The sequence below is a fragment of the Myroides phaeus genome (genome assembly GCF_900099675.1).
Taxonomy (GTDB): domain Bacteria; phylum Bacteroidota; class Bacteroidia; order Flavobacteriales; family Flavobacteriaceae; genus Flavobacterium; species Flavobacterium phaeum.
This window is the reverse complement of sequence record NZ_FNDQ01000003.1, coordinates 14,345-34,423: the sequence shown is the minus strand read 5'-3', so window position 1 is coordinate 34,423 and position 20,079 is coordinate 14,345. Positions and strand designations below refer to the sequence as shown.

The 20,079-nt window shown below is 32.5% G+C and carries 15 protein-coding genes; 6 read left to right on the top strand and 9 right to left on the bottom strand.

What is annotated here, in order from left to right; genetic code table 11:
• Window position 1 precedes the first annotated feature (1 nt).
• Together BLT46_RS02120 and tsaB are read left to right on the top strand one after the other, a co-directional pair.
• Window positions 2–1,255 (top strand): efflux RND transporter periplasmic adaptor subunit, encoded by a 1,254-nt coding sequence (locus BLT46_RS02120; RefSeq protein ID WP_090405904.1) that lies wholly within the window; start codon window positions 2–4, stop codon window positions 1,253–1,255.
• Complete coding sequence (gene tsaB / locus BLT46_RS02115) at window positions 1,252–1,926, top strand: tRNA (adenosine(37)-N6)-threonylcarbamoyltransferase complex dimerization subunit type 1 TsaB (RefSeq protein ID WP_090405474.1); 675 nt, start codon at window positions 1,252–1,254, stop codon at window positions 1,924–1,926. The genes BLT46_RS02120 and tsaB overlap by 4 nt, the downstream gene beginning before the upstream one ends.
• 388 nt (window positions 1,927–2,314) lie before the next feature.
• On the opposite strand, the gene BLT46_RS02110 is transcribed toward tsaB, so the two are convergent.
• Together BLT46_RS02110 and BLT46_RS02105 are read right to left on the bottom strand one after the other, a co-directional pair.
• Complete coding sequence (locus BLT46_RS02110; protein ID WP_090405471.1) at window positions 2,315–3,082, bottom strand: mechanosensitive ion channel family protein; 768 nt, start codon at window positions 3,080–3,082, stop codon at window positions 2,315–2,317.
• 3 nt (window positions 3,083–3,085) lie between these two features.
• The gene (locus tag BLT46_RS02105) at window positions 3,086–5,086 is read right to left on the bottom strand and encodes a thioredoxin domain-containing protein (RefSeq protein WP_090405469.1); all 2,001 of its coding nucleotides are present in this window, start codon (window positions 5,084–5,086) and stop codon (window positions 3,086–3,088) included.
• 150 nt (window positions 5,087–5,236) lie between these two features.
• On the opposite strand from BLT46_RS02105, the gene BLT46_RS02100 reads away from it, so the two are divergent.
• Window positions 5,237–7,516, top strand: a complete 2,280-nt coding sequence (locus BLT46_RS02100) for an inorganic phosphate transporter (protein WP_090405466.1) — start codon at window positions 5,237–5,239, stop codon at window positions 7,514–7,516.
• A 272-nt stretch (window positions 7,517–7,788) separates the two neighbouring features.
• Here BLT46_RS02100 and BLT46_RS02095 read toward each other — a convergent pair whose 3' ends face one another.
• Window positions 7,789–8,688: a NifU family protein gene (locus BLT46_RS02095; RefSeq protein WP_090405463.1), complete on the bottom strand. Its 900-nt coding sequence runs from the start codon at window positions 8,686–8,688 to the stop codon at window positions 7,789–7,791.
• Between the two features lie 113 nt (window positions 8,689–8,801).
• On the opposite strand from BLT46_RS02095, the gene BLT46_RS02090 reads away from it, so the two are divergent.
• From BLT46_RS02090 to BLT46_RS02080, 3 genes are read left to right on the top strand one after another with little or no spacing between them, the layout of a single operon-like run.
• A complete protein-coding gene (locus BLT46_RS02090; RefSeq protein ID WP_090405460.1) occupies window positions 8,802–11,378 on the top strand; it encodes a T9SS type B sorting domain-containing protein in 2,577 nt (858 codons plus the stop codon).
• Between the two features lie 7 nt (window positions 11,379–11,385).
• Window positions 11,386–12,396, top strand: a complete 1,011-nt coding sequence (locus BLT46_RS02085) for a PorP/SprF family type IX secretion system membrane protein (protein ID WP_090405458.1) — start codon at window positions 11,386–11,388, stop codon at window positions 12,394–12,396.
• A gap of 46 nt (window positions 12,397–12,442) precedes the next feature.
• Window positions 12,443–12,955, top strand: a complete 513-nt coding sequence (locus tag BLT46_RS02080) for a gamma carbonic anhydrase family protein (protein WP_090405455.1) — start codon at window positions 12,443–12,445, stop codon at window positions 12,953–12,955.
• Between the two features lie 137 nt (window positions 12,956–13,092).
• Here the strand turns inward: BLT46_RS02080 and murI are convergent, their stop codons facing one another.
• The 6 genes from murI to porG form a co-directional block, all read right to left on the bottom strand.
• The gene (murI, locus tag BLT46_RS02075; RefSeq protein ID WP_090405452.1) at window positions 13,093–13,872 is read right to left on the bottom strand and encodes a glutamate racemase; all 780 of its coding nucleotides are present in this window, start codon (window positions 13,870–13,872) and stop codon (window positions 13,093–13,095) included.
• A 65-nt stretch (window positions 13,873–13,937) separates the two neighbouring features.
• Entirely contained in the window at window positions 13,938–14,453 is a 516-nt protein-coding gene (locus tag BLT46_RS02070; protein WP_090405449.1) for an OmpH/Skp family outer membrane protein, read from the bottom strand.
• 31 nt (window positions 14,454–14,484) lie between these two features.
• On the bottom strand, window positions 14,485–15,747 hold the full coding sequence (locus BLT46_RS02065; RefSeq protein ID WP_090405446.1) for an OmpH/Skp family outer membrane protein: 1,263 nt from the start codon (window positions 15,745–15,747) through the stop codon (window positions 14,485–14,487).
• A 28-nt stretch (window positions 15,748–15,775) separates the two neighbouring features.
• On the bottom strand, window positions 15,776–18,442 hold the full coding sequence (locus BLT46_RS02060) for a BamA/OMP85 family outer membrane protein (RefSeq protein WP_090405443.1): 2,667 nt from the start codon (window positions 18,440–18,442) through the stop codon (window positions 15,776–15,778).
• Window positions 18,443–18,453: 11 nt separating this feature from the next.
• Window positions 18,454–19,194 carry an isoprenyl transferase gene (locus tag BLT46_RS02055; protein WP_090405440.1) on the bottom strand — a complete coding sequence of 247 codons (741 nt, stop codon included), beginning with the start codon at window positions 19,192–19,194 and terminating at the stop codon, window positions 18,454–18,456.
• Complete coding sequence (gene porG / locus BLT46_RS02050; RefSeq protein ID WP_090405437.1) at window positions 19,195–19,941, bottom strand: type IX secretion system protein PorG; 747 nt, start codon at window positions 19,939–19,941, stop codon at window positions 19,195–19,197.
• Window positions 19,942–20,079: the final 138 nt, after the last annotated feature.

Below are 20,079 nucleotides of genomic sequence, written 5' to 3'. Positions count from 1 at the left end.
TATGAAAAAGAAATACATTGTTGTTTTTATACTTTTAGTTATTATAGCTATTCTGTTATCTGTTTTTGTTTTCGGAAAGAAAGAAGAATTAACTACGATAGAGGTGGTAACGCTTGAAAAATCTAATATCGTTGAAACCGTATCAGGTACAGGAAAGATTCAACCTGAAATAGAGATAAAGATTTCTTCTGAAGTATCTGGAGAAATCATAAATTTGCCAGTGAAAGAAGGTCAAGTTGTAAAAAGAGGTGATTTACTTGTAGAGATTAATCCTGATTTATATACTTCTGCAGTAGACCGTATGGTTGCTATGCTGGCTACAAGTAAAGCTGGATTAGAGCAGGCAGTAGCCCAACTGAAAGAAGCAAAGTCAAATTATGATAGAAACGCTCGATTATTTGAAAAAGGAGTAATCTCTCGCTCAGAGTGGGATAAGGTAGTTCGTGCTTATGAAGTGGCTAAAGCAACACAAAACTCTGCTTTTTACAATGTAGAGAGTGCTAAAGCAGCTTTAGCAGAATCTAAAAGTAATTTGCTAAGAACAACAATTTATTCTCCTGCTTATGGTACAATTTCACGAATCGATGTAGAGTTGGGAGAACGTGTTTTAGGGACACAACAAATGGCGGGGACAGAAATATTGCGTGTTGCCAATTTGAATAGTATGGAAGTTGAAGTTGACATCAATGAAAATGATATTGTAAAAGTAAAGCTTGGAGATGAAACACGAATTAATGTTGATGCTTATTTAAAAAAGGAGTTTAGGGGAGTAGTAACAAGTATTTCAAATTCTGCTTCAAATGCAACGTTATCGTCAGATCAAGTAACTACTTTCAAGGTAAAGATTAAAATACTGAGAGAGTCATATGAGGATTTGTTAGATAATAGTATTGAAAACTATTCGCCTTTTAGACCAGGAATGACTGCTGCTGTAGATATCATTACAAATGTGAAGAAAGATATTCTTGCTGTGCCAATTAGTGCAGTAGTAATGCGTAGTCCAACAGATACGCTTTTGTCTAAAGAAGAAGGGAAAAAGGCGTTAGTTAAAGACTTGATGCGAGAGGCAGTTTTTGTTAATGACAACGGCATAGCAAAACTTAAGTTTGTAAAGACAGGTATTCAAGATGATGCTAACATTCAAATTATAGATGGCGTTAGTGCGAATGATGAAATTATAACAGGGCCTTATTCAACTGTTAGTAGAACGCTCCAAAATGGAGATAAAGTTAAAGTAGAAAGTAAAAAAGAATGATAACGATTTTAAGTATTGAAACAGCAACTAAGAATTGCTCGGTTTCTTTGTCTGTAGATGGTCAATTGATTGAATGTAGAGAAATAGCTGAAGAGAATTTTTCTCACGCAGAAAAACTACACGTATTTGTTGAAGAAGTATTAAAAGATAACGGTAAAAGTTTAAAAGATTTAAGTGCTATTGCAATAAGTCAAGGACCAGGTTCATATACAGGATTACGTATTGGTGTATCTTCTGCAAAAGGACTTTGTTATGGTTTGTCAATCCCAATGATTGCTTTGGACACATTAGAAGTTTTGGCGCGTCAGATTAATGTAGAAGAGGGATTAATTATTCCGATGTTAGATGCAAGGAGAATGGAAGTTTTCTCAGCTGTATTTGATTCAACATATAATAAAATTGCTCCGATTGAAGCAGTTGTTGTTGATGAAAATTCGTTTGCAGATTATAGTCAAACAAATACTTTACACTTAATTGGTGATGGTGCATTGAAGTGTAAAGAGGTTTTAAATGGAGGCAACTTTATTTATTATCCTGAGAATATTTACCCTTCCGCAAAAGAAATGTGTTCAATGGCTCATAGTAAGTTTTTAGCTAAAGACTTTGTAGATGTAGCCTATTTTGAACCTTTTTATTTGAAAGATTTTGTTTTAATAACAAAGAAGAAATAACATAACCTAATAGGTCTATAACGAAAGACTCAAGTTTAAATATTTGAGTCTTTTTTGTTTGTTTTAAAAAGGCGTGTGTAATATCTTATAAATTGTTTCGACTTTGAAACTCTTGAAACGTTGTGTTTATAGGGCTTTGTGCAGTGGTTAGTCGTAGATAAGTTGCAGATAAATCGTAGATTGTTCGCAAAAAAGGCCTGTATGCGAGGTATCTACGACTTATCTACGAGTTATCTCCAACTAATGTATGTTTAAAACCTTGTTGATTATTATAAATAAATCTGTTTTTAGGGTAATTAATAGAATCTAATTAATCACTTTTTCTTGTAAGACGTGAGGTAAAATAAGAACTGCTGTCTTTCATAACAAAGACAGCAGTTCTTACGTATTATAAGGAATCAGTGATTTCTTTAGCTTTGAGTAAAACAAAAGAACACACCGTATTGTAATTGTCGTTTTCTACCCAGACTTGCACATTGTACGTAATCTTAGTATCTAAAAGTTCTTTGATAAGAATACGTGGTTTGGGTTGAGAGATAATCATATCGTGATTATCTAATTTAACCTTTAGTTGTTCTATAAAATCACTCGTACTCTTAATAAGATTTGTTTGTACAAGTATTTCTGCTCGTCTTAAGTTGTTTTGAGTTATATTTTTTATTTTTCCATTAGATAATACACCATTTGGGATATAAATAATATTATTTTGGTAATTGACAATTTGTGTTGAGAAAATATGAATAGCTAAAACTTTACCCGTCTCTCCTTGTGCTTCAATTACATCTCCAATGCGAAAAGGTTTAAATAAAATGATTAAAACACCTCCGGCAAAATTACTAAGAGATCCTTGTAACGAAAGACCAATAGCCAAACTCATTGCACCAATTATAGCAACAAAAGAGCTTGTTTGAATTCCAAGTTTGGATGCAATAATTACAAAAAGTAAGATGCGCAATCCCCAAATCAATACATCCAAAATAAAGCTCGAAAAAGTCGGGTCTATTTTATTTTTGACAAAAATCTTTTGTGCTAATTTTTGAAGAAACTTGATTACCCACATTCCTAATCCTAAAATGATTAGAGAGGTTACTACCTCTGGAATGAAAGCAATAAAGTTCTCTATGTATCTTGTAAGTAAATTATCTAATTTATTCATAGGTTATAATGTGTACTTTTCTAATGCTGTAATGTTTTCTTCTGGCTTTAAACAAGAAGAATTCATACAAATATAATGTAAAGTTGAATTGCTATTTCCGTATTTTGCTAAGTATGGAATAGTAGAATCAGTCGTTGAAGAAAATATAAAAGCACGTGAAATCATTTTATCTCTTATTTTTAAAGCTTGTTTTTGTGCGTTTTCTCCAACAAATGATAATTCAATAGGGTGTTGGAAGTATAGATCAAGTAGCAGCCAATGCGAGTAAGCAGAAGGATAGTCAATCTGAGACAAAACTACTTTAGTCATATCTGTTGCAATTTGAGTATAATGAGTGTTTTCAAATAGTACGCCTAACTTTAATAAATTCATTGCCATAATAGCATTTGAAGAAGGAATTACATTGTCTTCAATTTCTACTGCAGGAGTAATATTTTTATTTGATTTTGCACTATACAAAAAGAATGAGCTTTTGTGGTCTAAAAACTTGTCAAGTGATAAGTCTATTACGTTTTTAGCGTGTTTGATATATTTTTCCTCAGCTGTGTGTTCAAAAAGATTGATTAGTGCCTGAATATAGAAGCTGTAATCATCTAAATATGCCTCAATTGTAGCTTTGTCATTTTTGAAAGTTCTAAATAGACCGCCGTCTTCGCTCCATAATTTTGTGTGAATAAAATCTTCCAATTTGATTGCTCTATTTAGGTACTCTTGATTATGCGTTGCAGTATATGCATCAAGTAATCCTGTAATCAACATAGCATTCCAAGAAGTGATTGTTTTATCATCTAATCGAGGTTTTGCACGTAAATTTCTTTTTTCTAAAAGAAGCGTTTCCCACGTACACTTTTTAGAGTGCAAGTCAGTTAGCGCTATATTTTGTGAGAGTGCAATTTCTTCTAATGATTTGTTTTGTATTAAAACAAATTGTCCTTCTTCCCAATAACCAAATTCGTTGATATTAAATACGATGCTAAATAGGTCAAAGTCTTCTTGTAAAAGCTCTTGTAATTCCTTTTTTGTCCAAGTGTAAAATGCTCCTTCAACAAGTTTGCTATTTGTATTTAAACTATCGGCATCCAATGCAGAATAAAAACCACCTTGATTATTGTCCCAATTTGTAAAAATAAACTTGATTGTTTTATCAATTATTTCAGTGTATAGTGGATTAGAAGTTCGCTTGTAAGCATCTGCATAAACACTTAATAATTGTGCATTGTCATATAGCATTTTTTCAAAATGAGGAACGTGCCATTTGAAATCAACAGAATATCTTGAAAACCCTCCTTCGACCGTATCAAAAAGTCCTCCATAAGCCATCTTTGTTAGCGTTAGGTCTATGTGTTCTAATAAATCATTATCACTCTTTAAAAATCCTAATTTTTGAAGATAAAGCAAGTTAGTAGGCATCATAAACTTAGGAGCTCTATTATATCCACCATATTCAGGATCAAAGCTTTTTTTCCATTTGTCAAGTACAATGTCGAGATTAAATCTACTTTCTTCTTTGTATTGTGGCGCTAAGCTTAAAATAGAAATACCTTCACTTAATTTTTCTGCAAAATCAATCACAGTATCTTTTCTATCGCGGTAAAGATTTTTTAGTTGCTCCAAAGAATCTGTCCATGCATCTTTTTTAAAATAAGTACCGCCCCAAATAGGACGACCATCAGGTAAGCACACAACATTAAGAGGCCAGCCACCTTGTTTTGTCATAAGTTGAACTGCTTTCATATAATAGTTATCAATATCAGGATGTTCTTCTCTGTCTATTTTAATTGAGATATAATGCTCATTCATCAATGAGGCAACTTCTGTGTTTTCAAAACTTTCGTGTTCCATAACGTGGCACCAGTGACAAGTAGAGTAACCAATACTAACAACAATCAGTTTATCTTGTTGTAAAGCTGTTTCTAATGTCTTTTGATTCCAAGCTTTCCAATGAATAGGGTTGTTAGCGTGCTGTAAGAGGTATGGACTATTTTCAATATGTAGTTCGTTCATTTTTTTTCTATTTATAAGTAATATCGAAAGTTACGATTTTTGAGAATGTAAATTTAGTAACAAAAAAAAGAGAAATGGTAACATTAAGTTAACATCGGAGTGGATAATTATAGTCAAATTTGTTTCATACTTTAATTAAATAGATTTTAGATGGAACAGATTTTTATAGTAATGCTTATTGCTTTAGGGCTTTTAGCAATTATAGATTTAACTGTTGGGGTTAGTAATGATGCAGTAAACTTTTTAAATTCTGCAATTGGTTCAAAAGCTGTTACTTTCCGTACAATTATGATTGTAGCCTCGTTAGGTATTTTAGTCGGGGCGTTATTTTCAAGTGGAATGATGGAAATAGCTCGGAGTGGTATTTTTGTGCCGAGTATGTTCACCTTTAACGATGTGATGATTATCTTCCTCGCCGTAATGATTACTGACGTTTTATTATTAGACGTTTTTAACTCATTAGGTTTACCAACATCAACAACAGTTTCTATTGTTTTCGAATTATTAGGAGCTGCAGTGTGTTTAAGTATTATGAAAATTGTAGCTAATGATGATAGTTGGGCAACATTACCAGCGTATATCAATACTGCTAAAGCTACAGAGATTGTAGTCGGTATTTTATTATCGGTATTATTATCTTTTTCAATTGGTACAATTGTTCAGTATTTCTCTCGTTTGATTTTTACTTTTCAAGTAGAGAAGAAATTAAAATATTTTGGTGCTTTATTTGGAGGGATTGCTATTACAGCGATTACTTTCTTCATTTTGATAAAAGGATTAAAAGGAGCAAGTTTCTTGACAAAAGAGACTAATATGTGGATTGCAAACAATCAGTTAACAATTATTTTGGTGAGTTTTGTTTTCTGGACATTGTTTTCACAAGCATTAATGAGTTTCTTAAAAGTAAATATATTACGAGTTATTATTGTAATTGGAACTTTTGCTTTAGCATTAGCGTTTGCAGGAAATGACTTAGTAAACTTTATTGGGGTGCCTATTGCAGCTTTCCAATCTTATCAATTCTTTGCCTTATCAGGTCAGTCAGCAGATACTTATATGATGGGTAAATTAGCAGAGGAAAATGTAGTTGCTCCTTTTTACTTCTTAGTAATAGCTGGATTAATCATGGTTTATACTTTGTGGACTTCTAAAAAAGCTAAGAATGTAATTGAAACAGAGATGAGTTTAGCTCGTCAAGATACAGGATCAACAGAAGAGAAGTTTGCACCAAATAGTTTATCTAAATTCATTGTTAGAACTACAGTTCTAATCGGAATGGGAATTAACTATTTCTTGCCTAAATCACTTCAGTTGAAAATGGATAGTCGTTTTGAGCTTCCTAAAAAAGACAAGAAATCGTCATCTAAAGACGAGCCAGCTTTTGATATGGTACGTGCTTCTGTAAACTTAATGGTTGCAAGTATTTTGATTTCAATTGGTACATCAATGAAGTTGCCATTATCTACTACTTATGTAACTTTTATGGTTGCAATGGGTACATCATTTGCAGATAGAGCTTGGGATAGAGATTCTGCAGTATATCGTGTAGCAGGTGTGTTTAATGTAATTGGTGGTTGGTTTGTAACTGCTATTGTTGCTTTTATCGCTGCTTTTATCGCTGCTTATATTTTGAAAATTGGAGAGGTTTATGCTGTAGTTGGTATGTTAATTTTAGTAGGTATTTTATTATACAGAAGTAATAAAAATCATATTAAGAAGACAAAAGAAAAAGAAGCTAAAGAAGCAAAACTTGATAAAGTTGATATTGTAACTATTCAAGGAGTAGCATCAGAGAGTTCTTCACAAATTGCTAATGTATTGACTCGTGCGAATGAGTTATATACAACTGTAGTTGATGGTGTAGCACTTCAAGATCTTAACCAACTTAAGAAGAGCAAGAAGCAATTGAAGAAGTTGGAAAAAGAAGTAGATGATTTAAGAGGTAATGTTTACTTCTTTATTAAGAACTTAGATGAAACATCCGTTGGAGCAAGTAAATTCTATGTGTTGACCTTAGGGTATCTTCAAGATATGATTAAAGCAATTAGCTTTATTGCGCAACATAGTTTTACTCACGTTGATAATAACCACAAGAAATTAAAATTCAATCAAATTAGAGATTTAAAATTGATTGATAAAAAATTACAAGATTTATTTGACAAGATTGTTGTTTTATTCTCTGAAGAGAAGTTTAGTGAAATTGATGATATCTTGAAAGATAAAGAGGAGTTAATATCTGCTGTTGATAAATTGATTCAAAAACAAATTATTCGTATTAGAACTACGGAAACGAGTCCTAAGAATAGTAAATTATATTTCTCAATATTATTTGAAACAGATGATTTAATTAAATCAACTATTGGTTTATTAGAGCTGTTTAAAGATTTTGAGATCGATGTTAAGAGGAAGTCATTCATGAGAATGAACTAATCTATATTTAGTTAAAGTAGGGAGGCTATCGGATACGGTAGCCTCTTTTTTTATTCAATAAGTAAATGATACTTAATGTAATTGCATTCTCTATTCTTGAAAGCAAGGAATAAAGTTGAGGAGTATTGTTTTAAATGAAAAGGAGTGTGTGAGTTTTAACTACTTAGAATAGATATCTATATGTAGGTAGATGTAGGTTACAATGTAGAGGATATAAAAAAATAGGCTGTCTAAATATAGATAGCCTATTTAATGTTATAAGTTTAGGATTATTATCCGTTGTATGCTTCAACAATGATTGCATTGTCGTGTAACATTTGTCTAAGCATATTTTCAATTCCATTTTTCAATGTGAAAGTAGAAGAAGGACATCCGCTACAAGCTCCCTGTAACATTACAAGAACTGTATTTGTAGCTTCGTCATAGTTTTGAAAAGCAATATTTCCACCATCTGCTTGTACTGCAGGTTTTACATATTCTTCTAAGATATTGATGATGCGTTGAGACTTTTCATCTAAAGAATCGAAGTGTTGTTCTTCGTGCTCTTCAATTGCTTTTGTATCTGTAATTAATGATTCATCAACAGCTAAGTTTCCGTTTTCTAAAAACTCTTTGATAAAAGATCTTGTAGAGTTTACGAATTCATTCCAGTCGTAAGCATCATATTTAGAAATAGAAACGTAGTTCTCATCAATAAAGATTTCTTTAACAAAAGATAATTTAAATAATTCTTTCGCAAGAGCAGATGAACTTGCTTCATCAATATTTTTAAATTCTACTCCTTTTTTTGTTAATAATTTATTAGCAACGAATTTTAATACTGCAGGATTTGGTGTTGATTCAGCATAAATTGTAATTGGTTGCTTTTTTATTTCTTTTTTAGAATCTATTAGGATTTTCTTACCTTTAGCGATGAAAAGTTCAATCTGATCAGCAACGGTCTCTTTTACTTCATCCCATTCAACAATTGAAAATTTTTCGATGGCGATAAAATTATTTGAGATATAAACCGTTTTAACAAAAGGAAGGTAGAAAAGTTCTTTCGCAAGAGGAGAGTTTGCAGTCTCGTCAATGTTTTTGAACTCATAGTTATCACCTTTAGTTATAAAATCTGGTAAAACAAATTTTATAATAGCTGGATTTGACGTATCTTGAATTTGTATTTTTGACATATTATTTTTGTTTTTTCAAAATTAACAAAGAAAAATTCTAAGTGTCACGAAGATAAGATTTTTAAACATTTAATTAACATTAGTAAGCAATAACAATTTAATATAGCGGTAAAATGGGCAAAAGAAAGTGGCTTTTATTATTTGTACTTTTTAGTTTCTTATCAGTAGGAACTGTGGTAGGAGGTACAAACCCTTTTGATTATCTGGGTAAGACAGAATTAGCTGAGGTTTATAACGATCAAGATGAACAAAAACCAGAGGTTAAAGTTGGGAAGCCTCAAGATTTAATAAAGTGTGTTCCTTCAAAACATGTAGCAACGAAGTTTAATATTCTGTTGAGTGAAGCATTAGAGGGAAAAGATGAAGAAGGAAATGATAGGTTGCCTAGAGGATATAAGTATTTGTTTTATGACAAAGCTAATAGTAATTCGCCTTTGACCTCTGAATATGTTGCTATTGATGGAGAACCTAAGATGTTCTGGGTTAGAGTTTACTCTGTACTAGATGAAAAGGGAGGAGAACCTGTTGCTTTTAGTGTTTCTTTATCAAATAGTGCTGATTGTGATTTCAATGATCAATTAGTGTCATTGCGCGATATGTATGAAAGTGGAAAAGCAGATAGCAGTGCTACTTTTAATATTGCACCTCAGTATAATATGATATATTATGGACAATTTACTTCATATGAAGTTTATAGAAAAGGGATTAATGGAACTAGTAACCCTGAAAAAATTGCAATACCGTCTAAACCTGATGTGGATTTTCCAATAGTAGGTTATAATAATGAAGTTATTGAAATAAAGGTTTATAGTAAAGATGATGCGAAAGTATTTGGAAGTCGTGAGTTTCGTTTACATATAGAAGAAGTGATTTTGGATCAGTATTCTGCTACTGTGGAAGGACAAATTGATGATACTAATATTGATGGAAAAAATAAAGGAACTTTTGATTTATCGGTTGTAAGAAAACAGTTAAGAGCTAGCGATGACTCTATTTATTTAGGACTTGATTTTTTTGAAGTAGCTAAAGACGCAAATGGACATTTTGTAAAAAAAGCTATTACTGATATTACTAAATATGTTTTTGATGAAGCTGTTGTTGAAAAGGTATATGTGTCGGTTACAGATAAATTATTGGAAACAAACCCTAAAGGAAGGAAAGATGTAGATATTAAAATGCTATTCACTAATCGACCTTCTATTGCTATACCTTTAACCAATAAAGGTTTTTGTGTTGCTAAGGATAAGGATGATGAGATCTTTGTTGATTTAACAGAAAAAAATAGCGAAGCTTTAGAAATGATAATCAAGGAGGGTAAAGATAAAGATGATTATGTTGTGAGCTACCACGCTACTGAAGAGGATGCTAAGAATAATGTTAATCCTTTACCGGAGACATATGTCATTAAAAAAAATAATGCAGACAGAATCTGGGTTCGTTTATCAGAAAAAGAAGGAACAAATTTCAATTGGTCATATTTCTATGTCTCTGTTGGATATAGTGAACTAAAAACAGTTCAATTAGGTAATTCAATTATAAATTTTTGCCAGACAGAAGATTTTGTTGATTTAAGAAGACTTAATTCAAGTTTCAAAGGACAAAATTTGAATGTTCCAATTAATCCTGTAGACGCAAAATTATCAGTTGCTTATTATAAAACATTTTCAGATGCACAGAATGATATCAGAATGAATGAATCTGATGTTCAGGAATATAAACTACCTCTTGGGCAAATTTCTGATACAATTTATGCACGTGTAATAATGGAAGAAGGTTTTGTTTGTAAAGCAGAAAGAGATGATAATATTAGTAAATTTAGAGTTTCATCAAATATTTATCCGAACGTTTCTTTTTACTCTGATCAAGATGTAGATGAGCCTCAGTTGTGTATGAATGATAATGGTGCTATTACTCCAGTTGTTTTAGGCGTTAAATCAGAGGATGGAAAAGAGTATTCTACTACTTGGTATAAGTTTGAAGGATATTATGAAAACGGTAGTGAAAAGTGGCTTCCTTTAGAAAAATCTTTAAAAGATAAAATGCAAGAGGAGATTTCTAAACCTGGAAGATATCGTGTAAATGTGAAGTATAAAGATAACCCTTATCCAGCTGTGGAGGCTTGTATAAAAAGTAATGAGTGGACAGTTAAAGATATATTAGTTGTAGAAGTTGAAAACACAGACTCTACAGGTATGATCAATTCTTTAGATGTTAATGAACAAGGTCAAGCAGCTGTTGTTATAGGATTAGCAAGTGGTACTACAAGCGGGTACGAGTTTAGAATTGACACAGGAGCATTCCAACCGTCAAGTCATTTTTACAATGTTCCGATTGGAGAGCACACTGCTTGGGTACGTGATATAGCATCAGGATGTTCTGCATTTACTACGTTCTCTGTTTTTGGTTATCCAAAGTTCTTTACTCCAAATGGAGATGGATATAATGACACTTGGAATATTCCTGGATTACAAGGACACCCAGAAGCGAGAATTTATATTTATGACCGTTATGGTAAATTGATAAAACAAATGAGTCCACAAGGAGAAGGATGGGATGGTACATTTAATGGAAAACAGTTGCCTTCAACAGACTATTGGTTTACAGTAGAGTTTACTACTGATTTTGTAGCCAATAAAGAATTAGATGGACGTAAAGTAAGTTACAAAGGACACTTCTCTTTAAAAAGATAATTAAGTTATGAAGAAGATATTTAGAAAACGTTATTTAGCTGTAGCATTGTTATTGTCGCAATTTGGTTTTGCACAAGAAGGCTTATCTGTGTACTCAGAATATTTGGCTGATAACTATTATCTTTTACACCCTGCAATGGCGGGTATAAAAAATAGTACTCAAGTTAGGATGACAATGAGACAACAATGGAATGATGTAGACGATGCTCCTAAGTTGATGACTTTAGCTGCGAGTAGTCGTTTAAGTGATAATTCAGGTGTTGGTATTATTGCCTTTAACGATAAAAACGGTTATCATAAACAAACAGGTTTTAAAGCAACTTATGCTTACCATATTTCGTTTAGTGAATCTCGTTATGATTTGAATCAATTGTCTTTTGGTATGAGTGCTGGTTTTGCTCGTACAACTTTAGATGAGTCTGAGTTTGGAGGTAGTTTTGATCCAACTATAGGAGGAGGAATAGAGGCTAAGGATTCTTATTTCTCAGTAGACTTTGGAGCTGCTTATCACTATAGAAACTTCTTTTCTATGTTGACAGTTAAAAATGCAGTATCAAGTACACAGAAGATGTATTCTGATGCAGAAAGTAACAATCTGCGCAAGTATTTGTTAGGAGCAGGGTATAGCTTTGGAAACACTAAATATGGTACGGGTTGGATATATGAACCATCTGCTATGTTCCAATATACTGAAGAAACACAAGAGAAAACAATGGATATAAATATGAAAGTTTATAGACAGTTTGATTTTGGTAGAATATGGGCTGGAGTATCATACAGAACAAGTCTTGATGGTGCAGATCATATTGAAAATGGTAAAACAAAAACAGAAAGATTACAATATATTACGCCATTAGTAGGAGGAAATTATAAGAATGTAATGTTCTCTTATTCTTATTCACAGCTAACAGGAGATGTAACTTTTAGTAATTCTGGTTTCCACCAGTTTACAGTAGGGTTTAACTTATTTCCAAAGCGCATAAGTTTAGATTGTAATTGTCCTGGAGTAAAAGACTAATTAAAAAAATCCCGATATTTATCGGGATTTTTTATTGCACTATATTATGATTATAAAAGAAGTAAGAGGCAAAAGTCCTCAGATACCAGAAGATTGTTATGTAGCAGAGAATGCTACTATAGTTGGAGATGTAAAGTTTGGTAAGAATTGCAGTGTTTGGTTTAATGCTGTCATTAGAGGAGATGTAAATTCAATTGTTTTAGGAGATAAAGTAAATGTACAAGATGGAGCAGTGGTTCATTGTACATACGAAAAGCACCCTACAATAATTGGTAATAATGTTTCGATAGGACATAATGCATTAGTACACGGTTGTGTTATTCACGACAATGTATTAATTGGTATGGGAGCAATAGTGATGGATAATTGTGTGGTACATAGCAATACAATTATTGCTGCGGGTGCTGTAGTAACACAAAACACAGTTGTTGAATCAGGTGCTATTTATGCAGGAGTTCCTGCTAAGAAAGTAAAAGATATCAACGCTTCAGATTTTGGAGGAGAAGTAGAACGCATAGCTAATAATTATGTTATGTATTCAAGCTGGTACAAGGAATAAAGAAGTAAATTATATAGAACAAAAAGGTCAATACTCAATTGAGTATTGACCTTTTTTATTGAGATCATATGCAAAGTCAACTATTTAAAAAATTCAATTAACTTTATATCTAATTGGGGATATGGGGTGTTTATAAACTAAAACTCTCTGTGTTCAATAATACCATCAAATGGAGCAAACTCTTTTAAGATATTCAAGTCGTGATTTGTAAAAAAGTAGTTTGTTCCTTTTGTTGTTCGATCAGTAAGTAAGTCAAGCTCACTTAATACCTTTTTAGTCTGTTTAGCAACAGCTTTACCTGAGTCAATAATTTGTATTCCTTCCGGTATTATAGTTTCTATAATTGGCTTTAAATAGGGGTAATGTGTACATCCTAAAACAAGGGTATCAATTCCTTTCTCTACCATTGGAGTAACATAAGAGGCTAACAGTTCTTTCATTTCGTCAGAGTGTATTTTTCCAGACTCGATGAGGTTGACTAAATTATAGCCGATTTGCTCGATTATTTCAATATGAGGGTATTGTTTTACTTTAGCACTATAAAAGTCACTTGTAATGGTTCCTTTTGTGGCTAAAATACCAATTTTAGAAGTCTTTGTTAGAATAGTAGCAGGCTTGATAGCCGGTTCGATTCCAATAATAGGAACTTGGTATTTCTCTCTCATTTCTTTAACAGCGTTAGTAGTAGCTGTATTGCACGCAACAACGATAATTTTACAATCAAGTGATAATAAATAATCAATGTTTTTAAATGATAGATCTACGATTTCTTGTTTTGGTCTTATCCCATAAGGCGCATTACGTTGATCGCCAATAAAGATAGTATCTTCATTTGGCATTAAAAGACTAACTTCTTGCCAAATAGTGGTTCCGCCAATGCCGGAGTCAAATAAACCTATAGGATTGTTTTTATTCATATACAAATATAAAAAAACCACTCTTGATAAAGAGTGGTTTAAATATTTTATTCTTTTTTTAGGAATTATTTTACTCCTAATTCTTTTTTAACGTCAGTGATTAAATCTGTACCATCAGCTAAAAGAACACCTTGTCCGATTGAAGAATCCATAATGTATTGGAATCCTTTTGCACGACCAACTTTTTGAATAGCAGCTAAAGCTTTTTCATAGATAGGTTGAGTTAACTCTAACTCTTTCTTTTGAAGGTCTTGTTGAGCAGTAGTTTGGAATTGTTGAATTCTTTGTTGTAATTCATCAATTTCTTTAGCTCTTTCTTCATTTTTAGCTTCACCTACAGTAGCAGCTTCACCTTGGTATTTTTGAATTTTAGTTTGGTATTCGTTCATCATAGTTTCAAAATTCTTCTGATATCCCTCACCAATTTTCTTTAATTCAGCTTCTGCATTTTTCATTGCTGGTAACTCAGTCATTAATGCTCTTACATCAACGTGTGCTACTTTCGTTTGAGCCATAACAGCAGTTGAACTTACACCTAAGAACATAACAGCTGCGATTAATAAAGATTTCATTTTTCTCATTGTCTCGATTTTTGATTTTATAAATTTCTCGTTATTTACTTGTTTTAGCCTCTTCAGCTTGTTTTAAAGCTTCCGCTTTTTGTTTTTCAATTCGCTCTTTACGTTCTTCTTGATCTTTCAGAATTCGTTGACGTCTTTCTTCTTGTTTGCGTTGATTTTCGTCAATTAATTCTTGTCTGCGCTTCAGAGCTTCTTCTTTTTTACGTTTTTGCTCAGCTTCTCTTTTCTCCTGAGCTAATCTACGTTCTTCTTTTAATTTTTCAACATCAATTGTTGATTTTTTAGAGTCTTGTTCAAGAGCTTGTAATCTTCTACGCTCTCTTTCTTCAGCTAATAAACGCTCTCTTTCAGCTTTTCGTCTGTCTGCCTCTTCTTTTTGTTCTTCAATGGCTTTTATACGATCCTTGATTGCTTGCTGTTTATTTTCTTCTTGCTGTTCTCTTTTTTGCTCAGCTTCTTTAATTTTCTCTTGCTGTAATTGTTTCTGAGCGTCTATTTTTTCTTGTCTTTCTCTGGCAAGTCTGTCTTGTTTTTCTTGCTGAGCTTTGATCTGTTCTTCCCTTAAGCGTAGAGCTTCTTGTTGTTTTTGATACGCAGCATTAGTAGAAAGTTCTTCTTGACGTTTCTTTTCTTCAATGCGCATTATACGTTCAGCCTCTTCTTTTCTACGTTTTTGTTCTTCACGACGACTTTGTCTTAATGACATTGCATCTTCGATTTCTTCTTCTTCTTCTACAGCCTGTACTTGCTTTTTGCTCATACCCTGTTTTCTACGAGAAGTAGCCATTCTTCTTAGAACAAGGTCACTAATATCGTGCCTTTTTGTAGCTAAGACCATTGTAGCTTCACTATTTTTATCAAGAACGTAGTCAAATTTTCTTGCCTCAGCTATATCTTCAACCACTGAAAACACTTGGTCTTGAATAGGTTTAGCGAGCATAACTTTCTGTGTAATTAAATCTCCACTCGTACCGAATCTTTTTTGTTGGTATTGAAAAAGGTCATCTTCCAAAATGGAGATTTCTTCCTCTTTTTCCTCAATTAATTCCCGAGTTAGTAGAATTCTTTCTGCAGCTAAATTATCTTTTAACTTTTTAATTTCTGCTTTTTTCTTGTCTATATCTGCTTTCCAAGTACCAGCTCTTTCGTCTAATTGACTTGTTGCCTCTATATATTCAGGTGTCTGACTTAATATGTATTCCATATCAATATAAGCCACACGAGCACTTCCTCCTTGTGCAAGGAGAAAGGTAATATTAAATATACAAAAAATAAAGGCTAATAGCGTTCTCATTTTAATCAAATTTTATGCAACAAGTACATTAAAACGATTGACCAAGGATAAAGTGCGTTTGCCATCCACTTTTTTGAGTAGTTCCAGGAACTGTATCAAATCCATATCCGAAGTCAATACCAAGCAATCCAAACATTGGCATAAATACTCTAACACCTAATCCTGCAGATCTTTTCAGTTCAAAAGGACTATATTGTTTGAATGACTCATAAGCATTTCCTGCTTCAGCAAATGACAATACATAAACTGATGCACTTGGTTTCAATGTAATTGGGTAACGTAATTCTAACGAGAATTTGTTATAAATAGTACCACCTACTTGTTCACCTCTGTCATTATATGGAGTTAATGTTTGGTTTTGGTAACCTCTTAATTGGATAACTTCACGGCCATCCAAAGAGAAGTTTGCCATACCATCTCCACCTAAATAGAATCTTTCAAACGGCACAACCCCACGATTATTGTTATATGCTCCCATAAAACCAAAATCAGCAGTTGTTCTAAGAACTAACTTATCAAAAACTGTAGTGTACCAGTCTCCTTTAAATTTCAATTTATAATATTCTAACCAGTTAAATCTTTTTTGGTCAACTTTAGCTATATCAGCTGCTGCATCTTCCCAGTTATTAACAGGTCTGTTTTGCTCATTTAAGTACGTTCCTTCAGGAATAGATGTTCCTGTTACAGGATCAATAGAATTCGCTAAAGCACGTCTTTTGTACTCCTCTTTATCTCCTAAGTTTTTATAATCAACATTGTTGAAAACAGAATAAGGAGCTGTGAATTTACCACTAACACTGAAGAAAGATCCAAAAGTAGGGAAGATAGGGTCCATACCACGGTTATCTCTTCTTAATTCAATTTGATAAGACAAGTTACGCGAAGCACCATCACCAAAAGTAAATAGTCCTGTGTTGTAATTGTTCATATCATAATATTGGAAACTCAATGTATGAGATAATACAAAATAATCATCAGGAATATTTAAACGTTTTGCAATACCAAATTGTAATGTTGTAATATTAAAACCTCTACTTCTGTCTGTACGTCTATTCACGTAGTCATATAGGTTTTGTTTACTATAAGCAACAGTACCAAAGAAGTTGATTGGTTTACGTCCACCAAACCAAGGCTCAGAGAAACTTAAACTATACGTTTGGAAATATGTACTTCCTTGTAAACGCAACGCCATTGTTTGTCCGTCTCCCATTGGGAAAGGTTGGTAAGATTTTTTGTTAAATATATTTCTCAACGAGAAGTTGTTAAACGAAAGACCTAACGTACCGATGAAACCACCTCCACCGTAACCACCTTGAAGCTCAACTTGACTTGAACCTTTTTCAGCTACTTGCCATTCAACATCAACAGTACCTGAAGATGGATCAGCATTTTGGATATCGGGATTAATTGCTTGTGGATCAAAGATGTTTAAAGAACCAAGCTTACGCATTGTTTCCATAACTAATGCTTTGTTCCAAGTTTCTCCTGGACGAGTACTTAGATCTCTATATATTACATGGTCATGAGTATGCTCGTTTCCTGATACAGTTACATTATTAAACTTAGCAATTGGTCCTTCAGCAATTCTAATTTCGAAGTCAATAGTATCATTTGCTGTTTTTACTTCAACAGGTGTAATACGAGAGAATAAATAACCATTGTTTTGATATTGGTTAGTAATATCAAAGCCATCAGGTCTTGTGTTATCTTGAATACGTTTGTCTAAAAGAATACCATTATAAGTCTCTCCTTTTTGAATACCTAAGATATTTCTTAACTGACTATTTGTATAAACTGTGTTACCAATAAAACGAATATCACCGAAGTAGTATTTATTTCCTTCAGTAACATCGATATTAATAGCTATGCGATTTGTTTTAGGATCATAGCTTGTAGTATCAGCGATGATACGAGCATCACGGTACCCACTTTCTTTATATTTATCTACAATCTTAGTTAAATCTTCTTCATATTTATTTTTGATAAATTTAGAAGATTTAAATATACGCAATGGATTAAAAGGACTACGTTCTTTTGTTTCCTTCATTGCTTTTTTCAGTTTCTTATCTGTCAACTGTTGGTTACCATCAAAAGTAATTTTTGAAATACGTACTTTTTTACCTCTATCAATACCAACTAATAAATCTACTTTTCTATTAGTAGAATCAGAAGGAACAGTATTTAAAGTAACTTTTGTGTTATAGAAACCATCTTTCTTGTATTTGTTTAACAAGAAATATTTTGTTGTAGATAAAAAGTTGTCGTTTACAATTTTACCTTTAGTCAATTTAGCTTCTTTGATAAGCGCTTCAGACTTAGATTTTTTGAAACCTTTAATTTTAACACTGTTTAAACGAGGTAATTCATTAAGCGTTAACTCAATGTTTATAGTATCGTTCTTTACAGATGTTTCGTAAATATTAATGTCAGTAAAAGAACCAACGTTCCAAAGCTTTTTTAGAGCATTAGAAATTTCTTCTCCTGGCACTGCAATTTTCTGACCTTTGTTTAGACCAGTGAAAGTAACTATCGTCTGAGGATTTAAGCTAAATTTTCCAGATACTACAATATCTCCTAATACATAGTGCTTAGGAGCTTCAAAAGAAGGGATGTTTATACTATCCTGTGCTTGAGCACTAGTATATATTAAACCTGCGATAAACAGTGCAAAAAGAGATGTACCTTTTTGAAACATTAGATTCGTTTTTATTTAATTTGTTCACTCGTTTTTCCAAATCTTCTTTCCCTATTTTGATAGGTAAGAATGGCTTTGTAAAGTTCTTCTTCAGTAAAATCTGGCCAAAGAACTTCAGTAAAATAAAGTTCAGCATAAGCTATTTGCCAAAGCAAAAAATTGCTAATACGCTGCTCTCCACTTGTTCTAACTAATAGATCTACATCAGGTAGGTCATTAGTGTAAAGATGATTATTAATAACTGATTCGTCAATATCAGCTTCCGAAATTAAGTTATTTTTAACTTTAAAAGAAATTTCTTTTACAGCATTAATTAATTCAGCTCTTGAACCATAGCTCAATGCTAAGGTCAAAGTCATATGCGTATTGTCTTTCGTACTATCAATTACCTCTTGTAAAGTTTCTTGTACTTTTTTAGGTAAAAGTGTTAAATCACCGATAGCATTTAATTTGATATTATTCTTAGTGAAAGTAGGTAATTCTTTCTTTAAAGACTTAATTAAGATCTCCATTAATTTTTGTACTTCAAATCTTGGTCTATTCCAATTTTCCGTAGAAAAAGCATAAAGCGTTAAGTATTTAATGCCCATAGCAGCACATTCACTAATTGTAGTACGTACTGATTTCACACCATTTTCGTGCCCTATAGTTCTTAAGAATCCTTTTTTCTTTGCCCATCTACCATTACCATCCATAATTATAGCAATGTGTTGAGGGATGTTGTTTACGTCTATTTGTTCTTTCAAATTCATTTAGTCTGCACAATAACAAGGGTTTTTACCAAAAGTGTAGCTTAGTGTTAAGCTCGAGTAGAAAAACCAATCGTTTCCATTTTTTCCAAAACGGTAGGATTTTCTATTTTCTTGTTTAGGGTGACTACCATCTAAGTTATCCGTAAATGTATAGTTCGCCGCTACTTCTGCGTTTAAATTCAATTGTGAAGTAAGTCTAAGCTTTATACCTCCAGCAAAAGGAATCGCAACAGAATTTGTTTTAGAACCTCTAACCAAATCAGTAGATTTTTTATTCAATTTATCAAGATCATCAATTCCTGTCGGATCAAATGAATCAATCGGTTCGAAAGTCCTATAGTGTAAATCATTATAACGAATACCAGCAACTCCAACGTATAAATAAGGTGTTAACCCAAAATTTTCTTCGTGTAAGTCAAATTCAAAGAAATTGAATTCAATACCTACCGCAACTTGTTGTATTGTATTAGTAAAACTATATCCTCTTGCTTTTCGGCTTTGCATATCTGATTTGGCATCATTGCCTGATATTTTATTTTGCGAAATGCTCACTTTATAAGAGTGACGGGGACTTCTATTCCAACGATAAAAAGCATTGAAACCTACATTTGTAGGGTCTATGTATTTAGTTGACCCAACATCTCCAACATAATTAGAGCCACCAACTCCAAGTCCAACTTCGTGGATTTGTGCTTGAGCAATAGTAGCTGTAAATAACACTAAAAGAGATATTAGGATTTTGTTCATTCTGTTAAAATAATTTGCAAATATAGTAATATCGTATTTTAAAAGAGTAACTTTTTATGTAGGATATTCACATATATAGTTCTTTCTGATTTTTAAAACGCTAAAACTACTTAAAAAGTATAGCTTGTTGTATTAGAA